General features: G+C 71.6%; 12 protein-coding genes. 9 read left to right on the forward strand and 3 right to left on the reverse strand.

All coding sequences use genetic code 11. From position 1 onward, the window contains the following. The first annotated feature begins 3 nt into the window (after nucleotides 1-3). The 3 genes from AB0F88_RS26115 (at nucleotide 4) to AB0F88_RS26125 (ending at nucleotide 4,924) form a co-directional block, all read left to right on the forward strand. Complete coding sequence (locus AB0F88_RS26115) at nucleotides 4-831, forward strand: carbohydrate ABC transporter permease (protein WP_362689175.1); 828 nt, start codon at nucleotides 4-6, stop codon at nucleotides 829-831. Between the two features lies 1 nt (nucleotide 832). After that, the gene (locus AB0F88_RS26120; RefSeq protein ID WP_362689178.1) at nucleotides 833-3,421 is read left to right on the forward strand and encodes a glycoside hydrolase family 78 protein; all 2,589 of its coding nucleotides are present in this window, start codon (nucleotides 833-835) and stop codon (nucleotides 3,419-3,421) included. Between the two features lie 468 nt (nucleotides 3,422-3,889). Next, entirely contained in the window at nucleotides 3,890-4,924 is a 1,035-nt protein-coding gene (locus AB0F88_RS26125; RefSeq protein WP_362689181.1) for a LacI family DNA-binding transcriptional regulator, read from the forward strand. Between the two features lie 177 nt (nucleotides 4,925-5,101). On the opposite strand, the gene AB0F88_RS26130 is transcribed toward AB0F88_RS26125, so the two are convergent. Beyond that, a complete protein-coding gene (locus tag AB0F88_RS26130; protein ID WP_362689183.1) occupies nucleotides 5,102-5,614 on the reverse strand; it encodes an RICIN domain-containing protein in 513 nt (170 codons plus the stop codon). 257 nt (nucleotides 5,615-5,871) lie between these two features. Here AB0F88_RS26130 and AB0F88_RS26135 point away from each other — a divergent pair, with 257 nt between their 5' ends. The 5 genes from AB0F88_RS26135 (at nucleotide 5,872) to AB0F88_RS26155 (ending at nucleotide 11,676) form a co-directional block, all read left to right on the forward strand. Next, nucleotides 5,872-6,519, forward strand: coding sequence for a hypothetical protein (locus tag AB0F88_RS26135; protein ID WP_362689186.1), 648 nt, complete (start codon nucleotides 5,872-5,874; stop codon nucleotides 6,517-6,519). Between the two features lie 12 nt (nucleotides 6,520-6,531). Continuing rightward, a complete protein-coding gene (locus AB0F88_RS26140; RefSeq protein WP_362689189.1) occupies nucleotides 6,532-8,583 on the forward strand; it encodes a sensor histidine kinase in 2,052 nt (683 codons plus the stop codon). Continuing rightward, entirely contained in the window at nucleotides 8,580-9,221 is a 642-nt protein-coding gene (locus AB0F88_RS26145; protein WP_362689192.1) for a response regulator transcription factor, read from the forward strand. Before AB0F88_RS26140 ends, AB0F88_RS26145 begins: the two co-directional genes overlap by 4 nt. A 247-nt stretch (nucleotides 9,222-9,468) precedes the next feature. Continuing rightward, a complete protein-coding gene (locus tag AB0F88_RS26150; RefSeq protein WP_362689195.1) occupies nucleotides 9,469-10,662 on the forward strand; it encodes an FAD-dependent oxidoreductase in 1,194 nt (397 codons plus the stop codon). 117 nt (nucleotides 10,663-10,779) lie between these two features. Continuing rightward, a complete protein-coding gene (locus AB0F88_RS26155) occupies nucleotides 10,780-11,676 on the forward strand; it encodes an RNA polymerase sigma-70 factor (protein ID WP_362689198.1) in 897 nt (298 codons plus the stop codon). 129 nt (nucleotides 11,677-11,805) lie between these two features. Here AB0F88_RS26155 and AB0F88_RS26160 read toward each other — a convergent pair whose 3' ends face one another. Continuing rightward, nucleotides 11,806-12,528 (reverse strand): VOC family protein, encoded by a 723-nt coding sequence (locus AB0F88_RS26160; RefSeq protein WP_362689201.1) that lies wholly within the window; start codon nucleotides 12,526-12,528, stop codon nucleotides 11,806-11,808. 253 nt (nucleotides 12,529-12,781) lie between these two features. Next, nucleotides 12,782-13,441: a TetR/AcrR family transcriptional regulator gene (locus tag AB0F88_RS26165; RefSeq protein ID WP_362689582.1), complete on the reverse strand. Its 660-nt coding sequence runs from the start codon at nucleotides 13,439-13,441 to the stop codon at nucleotides 12,782-12,784. Nucleotides 13,442-13,642: 201 nt separating this feature from the next. Between AB0F88_RS26165 and AB0F88_RS26170 the strand changes: the two genes are divergently transcribed. After that, on the forward strand, nucleotides 13,643-14,662 hold the full coding sequence (locus AB0F88_RS26170) for an aldo/keto reductase (protein ID WP_362689204.1): 1,020 nt from the start codon (nucleotides 13,643-13,645) through the stop codon (nucleotides 14,660-14,662). The last annotated feature ends 111 nt before the right edge of the window (nucleotides 14,663-14,773 follow it).

A 14,773-nucleotide genomic window follows, 5' to 3' on the forward strand; every position in this document is an offset into this window, starting at 1 on the left:
CCCATGAGAGCGTTCAAAAGGGCGGGGGCCGAGGGCCTCGTCCTCGTCCTGGCGACTGTGATCTTCCTGGTGCCGTTCTCGTTCATGCTGCTGACCGCGTTCAAGGACGAGGTGCAGTCGGCCGACCTGGACTTCTCCTGGCCCACCAGCTGGCCGATCGTGGCCAACCTCGTCGAGGTCGTCGAGGCGCGCGACTACGTGTTGCTGCGCGCCTACGTCAACAGCACGATCGTCACCGTCGTGTCGGTCGCGCTCATCGTGGTCGCCGCCGCGATGGCCGCGTTCGTCCTGCAGCGCCGTGCGGGGAGGGTCGGCGCGGTGGCCGGCTTCCTGGTGCTGTCCGGGCTGATCATCCCGCCGGCGATCGTGCCGACGATCTGGCTGCTGCAGGCGATCGGCCTGTTCAAGACGCTGCCCGGGCTGATCCTGGTCGAGGTCGCCTTCGGCATGGCGTACGCCATGCTGCTGTTTCGCGCGTTCATCGCGGCCATTCCCCGGGAGCTGGACCAGGCCGCGATGATCGACGGCTGCGGCGGCTTCACGCTCTTCTTCCGCGTGATCTTCCCGCTGCTGCGGCCGGTGACGATCACCGTCGTTCTCACCCAGTCGGTGGCGATCTTCAACGACTTCGTCAACCCGCTGTACTTCCTGCCCGGCGACGAGAACGCCACCGTGCAGGTCACCCTCTACAACTTCCAGAGCCAGTACAGCACCCAGTGGAACCTTCTGTTCATGGACATCGTGCTCATCACCATTCCTCCGCTGCTGCTCTTCGTCTTCTTCAACCGCAAGATCGTCGCCGGTATGACCGCCGGCGCCCTCAAGGGATGACATGACCTTCCTGAACGTCGAACCGATCACCTTCGAACACCACCGTGACCCGCTGGGCGTCGGGGAACCCGCGCCCCGGCTGTCGTGGATCATCCGTACCGACATCGCCGGCTGGTCGCAGCGCGCGTACGAGATCGAGACCGGCGACGGCACCGCCACCGGCCTCGTCGAGTCGGGGGAGTCGGTGCTCGTGGCCTGGCCCTTCGAGCCGCTGGGCTCACGCGCACGGCGCGGTGTGCGGGTGCGCGTCCACGGCCGCGACGGTTCGGCCGGTGACTGGAGCCCGTGGTCGTGGGTGGAGGCCGGGCTGCTCGAGGCGGCCGAATGGCGGGCGGGCGCGGCGGCGCCTCCCCGCGAGCTGCTGGGCGCTCCCGACGGCCCGGCGCCGCTGCTGCGCCGCGGCTTCGCCCTGCGCGCGCCCGTCGCCTCGGCCCGCCTGTACGTCAGCGCCCACGGCCTGTACGACATCGAGATCAACGGCGTGCCCGTCGGCGACGACGTGCTGGCCCCCGGCTGGACCAGCTATCACGACCGCCTGCGGTACCGCACCCACGACGTCACCGCCCTGCTGCGCGAGGGCGGCAACGCCATCGGCGCGACCGTGGCCGACGGCTGGTTCCGGGGCAGGGTCGGCTTCGGCGGCGGCAGGTCCGCCGTCTACGGCGACCGCACCGCGCTGATCGCCCAGCTGGAGATCACCTACGACGACGGCGGTACCGACGTGGTGGTCACCGACGGGAACTGGCGCTGCGCGCCCGGCCCGGTCATCGCCGCCGGACTCTACGACGGCGAGTCCCACGACGCGCGCCTGCTGCCGGCCGGGTGGTCGCGGGCGGGCTTCGACGACTCCGGATGGCTGAGCGCCGACGTGCTCCACCACGATCCGGTCCTGCTGGTGGCGCCCACGGGACCGCCCGTGCGCCGGACGATGGTCCTGGAGCCGGTGGCCACGCTCACCGGTCCGGACGGGGAGACCATCCTCGACTTCGGCCAGAACATCGCCGGCCGGCTGCGCCTTCGCGTCCAGGGCCCGGCCGGGCACACCGTCTCCCTGCGGCACGCCGAGGTCCTCGACGGCGGCGCCCTGGCGCTGCGGCCGCTGCGCGGCGCCGCCGCGCACGACCGCTACACCCTGCGTGGCGGCGAGGTGGAGGAATGGGAGCCGCGCTTCACCGTCCACGGTTTTCGCTACGCCCAGGTCGACGACTGGCCCGGCGCGCTGAACCCCGGTGATGTCGTGGCGGTCGTCTGCCACACCGACATGCGCCGCACCGGCGACTTCACCTGCTCCGACCCCCTGCTGAACCGCCTGCACGAGAACGTGGTGTGGAGCATGCGCGGCAACTTCGTGGACCTGCCCACCGACTGCCCGCAGCGCGACGAGCGCCTGGGCTGGACCGGCGACATCCAGGTCTTCGGCCCCGCGGCCGCCTTCCTGTACGACTGCGCCGGCCCGCTGACCTCCTGGCTCGCCGACCTGAGCGCCGAGCAAGACCGGTACGGCACGGTTCCCGTCTTCGTGCCCTGGATCGCGCTCGAACCGTTCACCGAGGCACTGCCGGCGGCCGCCTGGGGCGACGCGGCGGTCGTGGTGCCGTGGACGATCCACCGGCGCACCGGCGACCTCGGTGTGCTGCGCGCGCAGTATCCGAGCATGACCGCCTGGGTGGACCAGGTCGCGAAGCTGGCGGGGGAGAGGTTCTTGTGGGACACCGGCTTCCAGTTCGGCGACTGGCTCGACCCGACCGCGCCGCCCGAGCGGCCCTTCGAGGCGCAGACCGATCCGGGCCTGGTCGCCACCGCCTACCTGGCCCACTCCGCGCACCTGGTCGCCGAGACCGCTCACCTGCTGGGCGACGCCGGCGACGCGGCCCGCTACCGGGAGCTGGCCGGACGGGTCAGGGGCGCCTTCGACGCCGCGTACGCGACCCTGGAAGGCGAGGTGACCGGCGACTCGCAGACCGCCTACGCCCTCGCCCTGCGGTTCGATCTGCTCGACGGCGCGCAACGCCGCGCACACGCCGGGGAACGCCTGGCCGAGCTCGTCCGGTCGGGCGGCCATCGCATCGGCACGGGATTCGTCGGGACGCCGCTGGTGTGCGACGCGCTCACCGACGCGGGAGCCGTGGACGACGCCTACCGGCTGCTGCTGCAGACCGAACGCCCCTCCTGGCTGTACGCGGTGACGATGGGCGCCACCACGGTCTGGGAACGCTGGGACAGCCTGCTGCCCGACGGCTCCGTCAACCCGGGCGAGATGACCTCGTTCAACCACTACGCCCTGGGCGCGGTCGCCGACTGGATGCACCGCACCGTCGCCGGCCTTGCCCCGGCCGCTCCGGGATACCGCAGGATTTCGGTGCGTCCCCGCCCCGGCGGGGGCCTCACCCGCGCCCGCGCCCACCACGACACCCCCTACGGGCGGGCCGAGGTGAGCTGGGAACGGAACGGCGACCGGCTCACGCTGACGGTCGTCGTGCCCGCGAACACCACGGCCACCGTCCACCCGCCCGCCGATCCCGGCCACGCCGTCGAGGTCGGTTCCGGGCGGCATGTCTTCCACCTTCCCTGGCGGTCGTCCGGTTCGTGATCGGGAGATTCCGGCCGCACCGCGTGCGGGTCCCGGCCGGCCGGGGCCGGTTCGGCCGTCGTGGCGGCGGGGACCTGGCGTCGTACCGGCGGGGACCTGGCCCGGGCGCGGTCTCGCCCGGCCGACGAGGTTCCGGCCGAAGTCGAGGACCCAGGTGCCGGGCGCCGGCGCCCGGCTCCTCCCGGGTCGTGGCGGGCTCCGCCGTCCCGGCCGTCGGCTCGGTGGCGAGGTCGGAGGGCGGGGCGATGCCCGCGGCTGTCGCGACGCCGCTTCAGCGGAGTTCGAAACGGTTCAAAACGGCCTCGACGTAGGCGTCACTGGATAGAACGTCAAGGTCGATTCCGGTAACGATACTTGATTTGAGGTGCATGTCAGAGCGCATGACAGTGAATGAAAAAGGGTAACGTTACTCATCGGGATGCCGCGCTGACCTCGTACAATCGGGGAGTACCTCCCGGAAGGAGTTCGATGGTCGCGCGCAATGGACGCCGCCGAGTGACGATCGCCGATGTGGCCAGCCACGCCCAGGTCTCCACCACGGCGGTCTCGAAGGTGATCCGCAACGCCGGCGGGGTCGGACCGGCCGCGAAACACCGGATCCAGAGCGCCATCGAGGAGCTGGGCTACCGGCCGCAGACCACCGCCCGGGGGATGCGCGGGCGCACCTTCACGATCGGCATGGTGCTGCCGCACATCAGGAACCCGTTCTTCGCCGACATCCTCGACGGCCTCTGCGAGCAACTCGGGGACACCGGCTACCAGCCGATCATGGTTCAGGGCGGCGTCACCCGCAAGGCCGAGAGGCAGGCGGTCGACGCGCTGGTGGACCGGCAGGTGGACGGCATCATCATGGTCGCCCCCCTCGCCTCCAGGACGCGGATGGAGGAGGTCGCGCGGGAGACGCCGACCGTGGTGCTGGCGCGGCACGAAAGGTCGACGTTCTACGACTCGGTTCTCGACGACGACGACACGGGCGCCGAAGCGGTCGTCAAGCACCTGATCGGGCTCGGGCATCGCCGCATCGCCCACATCACCCATCAGGACAACAGCATCGCGCGGCCGGACGACCTGCTGCACATCATCAGGGCCGAGACCTACAAACGTGTCATGCGCGAGCACGGGCTGGGCGATGAGATCGCCGTCGCGACCGCTTTCTACCACGAGAAGGGCGGCTACGACGGGGCGCGCGAGCTGCTGAGCCGCTCCCCGCGCCCAACGGCGATCTTCGCCGGCGCCGACCAGGCGGCGATCGGAGCTCTGGCCGCGGTCCACGAGGCCGGCCTGTCCGTTCCCGGCGACGTCTCGATCGCCGGTTACGACGACACGCTCCTCGCGGCCCTGCCCAACATCGCGCTGACCAGCGTCGACCAGGAGGGGGCCGTCATGGGCCGTACGGCGGGACGGCTGCTGCTGGAACGAATCGAGGGACGCGTGTCGGCGGTGCGCTTCTCCGTGACGCCCAAACTCGTCACGCGCCGCTCGACGGCCCCGCCCCCCCGGTGACCTTCGGCGGCATCCGGTCCGGGCGTGTTCACCCGGTGGCGGGGGCGTCTGCCAAGGCAACACCATCCGGTTCTGTCACCACAGCCCCCGGCATCAGGTGACGCGGGGCGTGGAGAAGGGGTTCGCTGCCTTGGACCACCATCTGCCGGAGTCGCCTCCGGCGGATGGCGGGCGTTGTCACGACAGACGCCAGCGCTGGTTGTCACCGCCCCAGCAGCGGGACTGGACGATCTTGGTGCCGTCGTCGTGGCCCGCCCAGGCCACATCCAGGCATTTGCCGCTGTGCTTGGCGATGATCCGCCAGGAGCCGTCGGCGTTCTTCCCGATCCACCACCGCTGGTGGTTGCCGTAGCGGCAGTCCGCCTGGATCACCCTGGCCTCGTCGGCGCGGCTGCCGCCCCACACGGTCAGGCACATGCCGCTGTGCCCGGCGACGAGCAGGTAGGCGCGGTCGTCGAGCCTTCTGGCCTCCCACAGCTGGCTCCCGACACCGGGCAGGCATCGCCACTGGTGGGTCCGGGCGCCGTTTTGCCCGCTGCCACTGTCGACGTCCAGACACTTGCCGCTGTGCGCGGCGGTCAGCCGGTAGCGGGCGGCGTCGGCATGGGCGGTCCCGCTGCCGGCCAGGGCCAGGCCGACGGCCGCGGCCAAGGTGACGGCGAAGGTGTGACGGATGGTGACGACGCGCATGATCTTTCCTTTCCAGGTGTCGTCCAGGGACGGCTGGAGCCGTTGAGCGCGACAGGCGGGTCAGCGCCGCCTGCCGGACGACCTCAGGGTCGCGCTCCCGACGTCCTCGATCCCAGAGGCGTCATGTCCCATCCGGAACCGGTATGAGCTGTCACAGGCGGGGACCTGAAGTCCCAGGGCCGGGCGGGACATGACGCCTCTGGTTCCAGTGACGCCAGGCGCAGGACGCTGGGGGTCCGTTGAGAAAGGGGATCACCGTGAACACCCTCGCCTCCACACGAGCCACCCTGGCGGGCCGGACCGCCGTCGTGACCGTGCTCCTGGCCGCCGGCGCCGTCCTGGCCGCGGCGAATCTGCTGCTGCGCCCCGTCCCGGCCCTCGACTTCGGTTCGTACGCCGCCCTGCGGGCCGAGCGGGACGCGGTCTGGCTGTTCGGCCTGCTCGGCGGGATCGGCACGGCCGTCGCCCACCTCGCCGCCGGGCTGTCGGCCTGCCTGCTCATCCGGCGTAAGGGCGCCACCCTCGCGACGATCGGTGCCGTGCTCACCGGCTTGGCCGGCGTGCTGTACTGCGCCGGTTTCTTCGCCATCGGTGCCGTCGACTGGTATCTGACGGCGGACGCCACCGGCGGACAGGCGCTCTTCGCCTACTTCCAGGACAACTCCGGGAAGGTCTTCGGCGTCCAGGCGATCGGATTCCTCCTGTCGGTGCTGGGCTTCGCCGTACTCGGAACCGCGTTGTGGCGCTCCGGGGCGGTGCCCAGGTGGCTCGCGGCCGCGGTGCCGTTGAGCCTGGTCACGATGATCGCGGCCGGGACGGGGGTCATCTACGATGTCCTCCACGCGGTCTTCATGGCGACGCTCGCGGCGCTGGCCTGGTTCACCTGGCGCGGCCGCGCCGAGTAAGGGGCTGCACCGGTGCATGACAGGCGCCTGGCGGCCGGCGCGTTGCGCGCCGGCCGTGCTGTCGTTCTCACCCTTGTCTTTCTCGTGCTCGCGTCGTACGTCGTCGCGATGGCGATCTGGATCGTCGACGCCGCCCGGCTGCCGGAGATCGCGTACGCCCCGTGGTCCACCGCCCGGGGTCGCCTGGTGCTCGACGCCTGGGGAGTGCCCGTCGAGTCGTGGGCCGCTCTCGTGGCTCTGCCCGGCGTCGTCGTGACGAGCGCCGGCGTGACGGCCGCGGCGCTGATCCTGCGCCGGGACACGTCGTGGTTTCGGCTGTATCTCGGCTTCGTGCTCGTCCTGTTCGCCACGGCCGGCAGCGAGGTGCCGCTGGTGATGGCGGCGCGGTTCCCCGAGTTCGACGCCGTCGCCCGCAATGTGCAGGGCCTGGCGTGGATCGCGTTGTTCCCGGTCGCCTACGTCTTCCCGGACGGGCGGTTCGTGCCCGGTTGGAGCCGCTGGCTGGCCGCGACGTGGGCCGTCTACCTTCTGCTGGGCCTGGCTCAGGCCGGCGGCTCGCAGGAAATCGACGCGGTCGTGACGCTGATCCTGGTCGGCACCTGCGTGGCCGCCCAGCTCTACCGCTACGTCCGCGTCTCAGGTCCGATCGAGAAGCAGCAGGCCAAGTGGCTGATGGTGGCCGTCGGCCTGTGGTTCGTGTTCGCCTTGACGCTCAACGTGACCCCGCTGGGGACGCTGTACGGGGAGGCCAGCCCTCGCGGCCTGATCGCGTTCGCGCTCATCGGCCTGGTCACGGCCATGATCATGGCGCTGATCCCGGCCGCGGTGGCGATCGCCGTCCTGCGCCATCGTCTGTTCGATCTCGATGTCTGGCTGAACCGGGCGCTGGTCTACGGTGTTCTGACGGCCTTCGTGGTGGCTGCGTACGCGGCCGTGGTCGGTGGCATCGGCGCCCTGTGGACCGAGGGGACGAGCGGCGTGCTGCCCGTCGCCGCGGCCGCCACCGTGGCGCTGGCCTTCAGCCCGCTGCGCGAGCGGGTCCATCGGCAGGTCAACAGGCTGATGTACGGCGAGCGCGGCGATCCCTACCTGGCCCTGTCCGGGCTTGGCCGGCAGCTCGGTGGCATAGTCCAGCCGGAAGAGATCGCGCCCGCCATCGTGGAGACGGTCAAACGCACCATCAAGGTCTCGCATGCCGCGCTCGAGCTGGCCGGGGAGGTCGTCGCAAGCGCGGGCAGCCCCGCGGGGCCCACGGAGAGCTTTCCGGTCAGCCATCGGGGCGAAGCCCTGGGCGTGCTGATCGTCGGCACCCCCGGCGACACCCTGTCCACCCGGGACCGGAAGCTGCTGGCCGACCTCGCGGGCCATTGCGGAGCCGCCCTGCACGGCGCCCTGGAGTCACTGCGCATCCACCGGCTCGCCGCCGACCTGCAAAAAACCCGCGAGGATCTCGTCCTGGCGCGTGAGGAGGAGCGCCGCAGGCTCCGCCGTGACCTGCACGACTCACTCGGGCCGGCGCTGAGTGGAATCGCCCTGACCGTCGACGCCGCACGCGCCGTCATGGCCGCAGACCCGGCCGCCGCGGACGGACTGCTGGGTGCGCTGAAGGATCAGAGCAGCCAGACGCTGGAAGAGGTACGGCGGTTGGCGCGACTGCTGCGCCCCCCGGTCCTGGACGAGCTCGGCCTCATTGGCGCGCTGACACACCTGGCGGACACCACCGAGCAGGCCGGCCTGACCGCCACCGTGCGCGTCTGCGAACCGCGGGCTCTGCCGGCCGCCGTCGAGGTGGCCGTCTACCGGATCGCGCAGGAGGCCGTCACCAACGTCATCCGGCACTCCGGCGCCGACTGCTGCCTCATCGATCTGGAACTCACCGATCACGAGGTGACACTCGTGGTGTCCGACGACGGCACCGGCATCGCCTCCACCGGCAGGCCCGGCGTGGGCACCGCGTCGATGCGCGAACGCGCCGAAGAACTCGGCGGCGTCCTCACCGTCTCCACCGACGCCGGCGGCACTCGCGTCGCCGCGCGTCTCCCGCTGGCCATGGAGCTCGCATGATCCGGATCCTGCTCGCCGACGACCACCCGATCTTCCGCTACGGGCTGCGGGCGGTACTGGCCTCAGACCCGGAGACCGAACTGGTCGGCGAGGCCGGATCCGGTGAGGAGGCCGTCGAGCTGACCCGGCGGCTGCGGCCCGACGTCGTGCTCATGGACATCAGCATGCCCGGCCTGAACGGCGTCGAGGCCACCCGCCGCATCCTCGCCGAGTTTCCCGGCACCAACATCCTGATCGTCACCATGTTCGACGACAGCGCGTCGGTACTGGCGGCGTTCAGAGCCGGGGCACGCGGCTACCTCATCAAAGGCGCCGACCGGGAGGAGACGCTGCGCGCCGTCCGAGCGGCAGCATCCGGCCAAGCCATCCTCAGCCCCGCCGCCGCACAGCACCTGACCAGCCAGATCACCACGCCCCGTTCCGGCAGGCGGCCCTTCGCGGAACTTACCGCCCGCGAACACGACATCCTCGAGCTGCTGGCAGCGGGCTACACCAACCCCGCCATCGCCGAACGAGCCGGGATCAGCGGCAAGACCGTGCGTAACTACATCTCCACCATCCTCATCAAGCTCAACGCGACCTCCCGCGCGGAGGCCATCAGCCGCGCCCGCGCCGCCGGCCTGGGCGGCACCCCCTGACCGAACAGGCCCTGACGTCCGCGCCGTGGCCGGCCGCCTGACCGCGGCTGAGGGCCGATCGCGGGACGGCTGTCCCACCACCGACCCGGCCTGCTCCTTCGACGCGAGCAGCTCCAGCGACGTCAGGTGACGCGGGGGTGTCGCATGACGCCCCGCCGCCCGGCCGGAGTGATCTGTCTCACGTGCTGTCACAACGGCCGATCCCGCGGTGTCTTGTGGTCGAACCTCTGGAAACGAAGGAGAGACCATGACCGAGACCACCGACGTGGTCGTGATCGGCGGCGGATACGCCGGCGTCATGGCGGCCAATCGCCTGACCCGGCGCGACGACGTGACGGTGACCCTGATCAACCCGCGCCCGGCCTTCGTCGACCGGATCCGCCTGCACCAGCTGGTGGGCGGGTCCCACGACGCGGTCGTCGACTACGCGGACGTCCTGGCCGAGGGCGTCCGGCTGGTCGTCGACACCGTGACACGGATCCGCGCCTTTGAGCGCGCCGTGACACTGGCGACCGGCGGCACGATCGGCTACGACTACCTGATCTACGCGGTGGGCAGTGGCAGCGCCGACCCGCGCGTGCCCGGAGCGGCCGAGTTCGCCTACCCGATCGCCACCCTGGAGGAGGCGCAGCGGCTGCGGTCCGTCGTCGACGCCGCTCCCGCCACGGCCGCGGTGACGGTGGTCGGAGCCGGCCCGACCGGCATCGAGGTCGCCGCCGAGCTGGCGGAGGCCGGCCGCAGCGTGACCCTGGTGTGCGGCGAGGTGCTCGGCCCGTACCTGCATCCGCGGGGACGGCGCTCGGTCGCCGGGCGGCTGGCCGAACTCGGGGTGACCGTGCTCGACGGCCCCGGCGCGACGGTGACGGCCGTGACCCGCGACTTCGTGCGGCTCGGCGACGGCCGCGAGCTGCCGAGCACGGTGACCGTCTGGACCGCCGGTTTCGGCGTGCCGGACCTGGCCGGCCGCAGCGGGCTGAGCATCGACGCCCTGGGCCGGCTGCGCACGGACGAGACGTTGACCAGCGTGGACGACGCGCGCATCGTCGCGGCCGGGGACTCGGCGGCACCGTCGGACCTGCCGTTCCGGATGAGCTGCCAGGCCGCGGTCCAGCTGGGCCCGCACGCCGCCGACACGGTGCTCAGCCGGATCGCGGGCGAGCACCCCGCGCCTCTCGCCCTGGCGCTCGTCGCCCAGTGCATCAGCCTGGGGCGCCGGGCCGGCATCTTCCAGCTCGCCCACAGGAACGACGTCGCGACGCGGTTCCACATCGGCGGCCGCCCCGGCGCGAGGATCAAGGAGTTCATCTGCAGGGGCATTCTCCGGCAGCTGGCCCACCAGGCGCGCAGGCCCGGTTCGCCTGACTTCCCGGTCTGGGCCAAGGACGGCAGGCGCCGGCAGGTGCTGCGGGCCAGGCGCGACGCGACGCCGGCCAATCGCTGAACGGGCGGCCCGGCGAGGCGTCCGGATCGAACCGCCACCGGCGAAAGGACCTACCGTGGACACACGCCCGAACGCCTCCGGCGACGGGGGCCGGCCGCGAAGGAGAGGGCGCGGGAGATGAGCGACCACGCCGTCGACGCGGCGACCGAGGCTTTCGTCGCCCACCGCAACCTGCTCTTCACCGTCGCGTACGAGATGCTCGGATCGGCGGCCGACGCCGAAGACGTCCTCCAGGAGACCTGGCTGCGGTGGGCCGAGACAGACATGGGGCAGGTGCGCGACCGGCGCGCCTACCTGGTGCGGATCACGACCCGGCAGGCGCTCAACCGGCTGCGCACCATGAGACGCCGTAAGGAGGCGTACGTCGGCTCCTGGCTGCCCGAGCCGCTGCTCACCGCGCCGGACGTGGCCCAGGACGTCGAGCTCGCCGAGAGCGTGTCGATGGCGCTCATGCTCGTCCTGGAGACATTGTCGCCGACCGAGCGCGCCGTCTTCGTGCTGCGCGAGGCCTTCGGCGTCGGCTACGACGAGATCGCGGCCGCCGTCGGCAAGAGTCCCGCGGCCGTCCGCCAGATCGCGCACCGCGCCCGCCGGCACGTCGATGCCCGCCGCCCTCGCGAGGTGGTCTCCCCGAGCCAGACCCGGGCGGTCCTGGAGTCGTTCCGGCGCGCGGTCGAGACCAGGGACCTGCAGGGCCTCCTTGACGTGCTCGCCCCCGAGGTCGTCCTCATCGCCGACGGCGGCGGCGTCAAGCAGGCCGTGCTGCGGCCGATCGCCGGTGCCGGGAGGGTGATCCGCGTGATCGCCGGTGGTCTCGGCAAGGCCGGGGCCGTGCCCACCGGTGACCTCACCGTGGTCAACGGCAACCCGGCACTCGTTTTTCGCCTGGACGGCGCGTTCGACGGCGTCATGGCGGTCCGTGTCGAGGACGCCCGCATCACCGGCCTCTACTACATCCGCAACCCGGAGAAGCTGACCCGCGTCGAATCCGAGACCCCGCTCACCTTGCGATGACCATCGGCGGCGAAACGGCCGCCCGGGCCGCCCGGGCCGCCCGGGAGGGAGGGGAGGGGTCCGGCCGGTCGGGCCGCGTGCCCGCGACCGGCGTGGAGCGCGGGCGCGCCGTCCCCGGGGCCGGTCGCGCTACCGGGGGGTGCGCACACAGAACTCGTTGCCGTCGGGGTCGGCCATCACCACCTGGCCGGCCTCGGGCCGGCCGATGTCGATTCGCGTCGCTCCGAGGGAGACGAGACGGTCGACCTCCGCCTGCTGATCACCGTGCGCGGGCGGAGCGAGGTCGAAGTGCAGTCTGTTCTTCCCGGTCTTCGGCGCCACCGGCGGACCACCCCAGGTGATCTTCGGGCCGCCGTACGGCGAGCGGATCGCGGTCTCCTGGTCCTGGTCCCAGACCAGCGGCCAGCCCAGTGCCTCGCTCCAGAAGTATCCGACCTCCTGCGAACCGTCGCACGCGAGCGCCCCGACGAATCCGCAGTCGGCGAGGAATTTGTTGTCCGGCTCGATGACGCAGAACTCGTTGCCCTCGGGGTCGGCGAGCACGACGTGGTCCTCCTCCGGGCGTTGCCCGACGTCGATGTGGCGCGCGCCGAGTTCGAGTGCCCTGGCCACCGTCTGCCGCTGGTCCTGCAGGGACGTGCTCGTCAGATCGAAGTGCATCCGGTTCGGGCCGGTCTTCTTCTCCTGGGTCGCGAGACATCGGATCCGGAACCCGGTGTCATCGTTCGGCAGGAGCGTGATGCCGTCGTGGGGGTCGTCGTCGGTCTCCCAGCCCAGGACCCCTGCCCAGAAGCGCGCGAGACGGAGCGGGTCGTTCGCGTCGAAGCAGAGCGCGACGAGCTGAGCGGGCATCCCGGATCTCCCATTCAACGACTCACGGGCGCAGGCGGGGCGTGGCCTCCTGCGCGTGACGGAAGCCAACGCTAGCCCGATCGAGGACCGCGACGCCAACGCATTTAGGCCAGAGGACGACACTTCCGGCTTTCCCGGGCTCCGGGAGGGGACGGGCGGCCAGGGGCGCCGATCAGGGCGCCGGCTTCGACGTCACCGCGGGGGCGAGTCCGTGCGGGACATGGTTCACGGAGGCGTCATGCCCGGGTCGTGATCACATGGCTTGCGACTGTTCCGGCGGTGACGATGCCCCGGCCGGCCGCGCGGCCGCTGTCTCGCGGCGCGCGGCTTCTCGCCGGTGGAGGCGCAGTCCCGCGACGAGGAGCGCGACCATGCGACGCGCGTCGTAGCGGGGGTCGGTTTCCGCGCCGACGCACAGATTGCCGACGCCGCGCAGCAGGTGGTAGGCGTCCACGCCGGGGAGGATCTCGCCCGCCGCGGCGGCGGCGTCGAGCAGCCGGGCGCACACGGGCAGGAGGCGGTCGAGGAAATAGGCGTGCAGGGTCGCGAAGGCGGCGTCGTTGGACTGCAGCGCCTCGGCGAGGCCGTGCTTGGTGACCAGGAAGTCGACGAAGAGGTCGATCCACCGTGCCAGGGCGGCGTGCGGCGTGCCGCTACTCGCCAGCAGTGCCGGCCCGGCCTCGGCGCATGCCTCGACCTGGTGCCGGTAGACGGCGACGATGAGATCGGCCCGCGTCGGGAAGTGGCGGTAGATCGTGCCGACGCCGACGCCGGCCCTGGCCGCGATGTCGCGTACCGGAACGTCGACGCCGGAGGCGACGAAAGCCGCGGAGGCCGCGTCCAGCAGCGTCTCCTCGTTACGCCGGGCGTCGGCCCGCTTCCGCGGGGCCGGCGGCCCCGATCCGCTGTCGATGTCGCTGTCGATGTCGCTGTCGATGTCGCTGTCGATGTCGGCCACTGTGCCGTTACCTCCGTCACTCCGTTTGGCAAACGGAACAGCGTTCCGTATATTGATTAGCGGAACACGGTTCCGCTTGTTCAGGATGCCAGAAAAGGTGAGCCGTCACCAAGCCGGGCATCGACCACTCCCTTCACCTCCCCAGGAGGAACAGTCATGCAGTACCGCACTTTGGGCCGCACCGGTGTGCAGGTCAGCACCCTCGCGCTCGGCGCGATGAACTTCGGCCGGATCGGGCGCACCACCCAGCAGGAGGTCACCGCCATGGTCGACGCCGCCCTGGAAGGGGGGATCAACCTCATCGATACCGCCGACATGTACAGCCAGGGCGAGTCGGAGGAGATGGTGGGCAAGGCCATCGCCGGCCGCCGCGACGACGTCGTCCTGGCCACGAAGGCGGGCATGCCGATGGGCGGCGAGCGCAACCACCGGGGCGCTTCGCGCCGCTGGCTGGTCACCGAGCTGGACAACAGCCTGCGCCGGCTGGGCGTCGACCATGTCGATCTCTACCAGATCCACCGGTGGGACCCGGACACCGGCGACGAGGAGACCTTGTCGGCCCTGACCGACCTGCGGAGCGCGGGGAAGATCCGCTACTTCGGCTCCTCGACGTTCCCCGCGTACCGCATCGTGCAGGCCGAGTGGGCCGCCCGGGAGAACCACCTGGGCCGTTACGTCACCGAGCAGCCCAGCTACTCGATCCTGCAGCGGGGGATCGAGACCCACGTCCTGCCCGTGACCGAGCAGTACGGGCTCGGCGTGCTGGCGTGGAGCCCGCTGGCCTCGGGCTGGCTGTCGGGCGCGATCCGCGAGGGCAGGGAGATCACCACCAGCCGCTCGGCGTTCATGCCGGAGCGCTTCGACACCGCCGTCCCCGCCAACCGGGCCAGGCTCGACGCCGTCGAGCGGCTGGCCACGCTCGCCGACGAGGCCGGTCTGACGATGATCCAGCTCGCGCTCGGGTTCGTCACCGCGCACCCCGCCGTGACCAGCGCGATCATCGGCCCTCGCACCATGGACCACCTGCGCTCCCAGCTCGCCGCCGCGGACACCGTGCTCTCCGCCGGGGTGCTCGACGCGATCGACGAGATCGTCGCTCCCGGTGTCGACCTCGCCGCGCACGAGAAGTTCGACACGCCGCCCGCCCTGCTCGACGCGGCGCGGCGACGTCGCTGATCACTCGTCACCCGGTACGCCGGTCACCGGGCGGGCGGCGGCGTGCGCACCCCCGCCACCCGGCACGCCGGTCACCGGGCGGGCGGCGGCGTGCGCACCCCCGCCGCCCGG

Origin of the sequence: Streptosporangium sp. NPDC023963 (genome assembly GCF_040639135.1) — a bacterium.
GTDB lineage: Bacteria > Actinomycetota > Actinomycetes > Streptosporangiales > Streptosporangiaceae > Streptosporangium.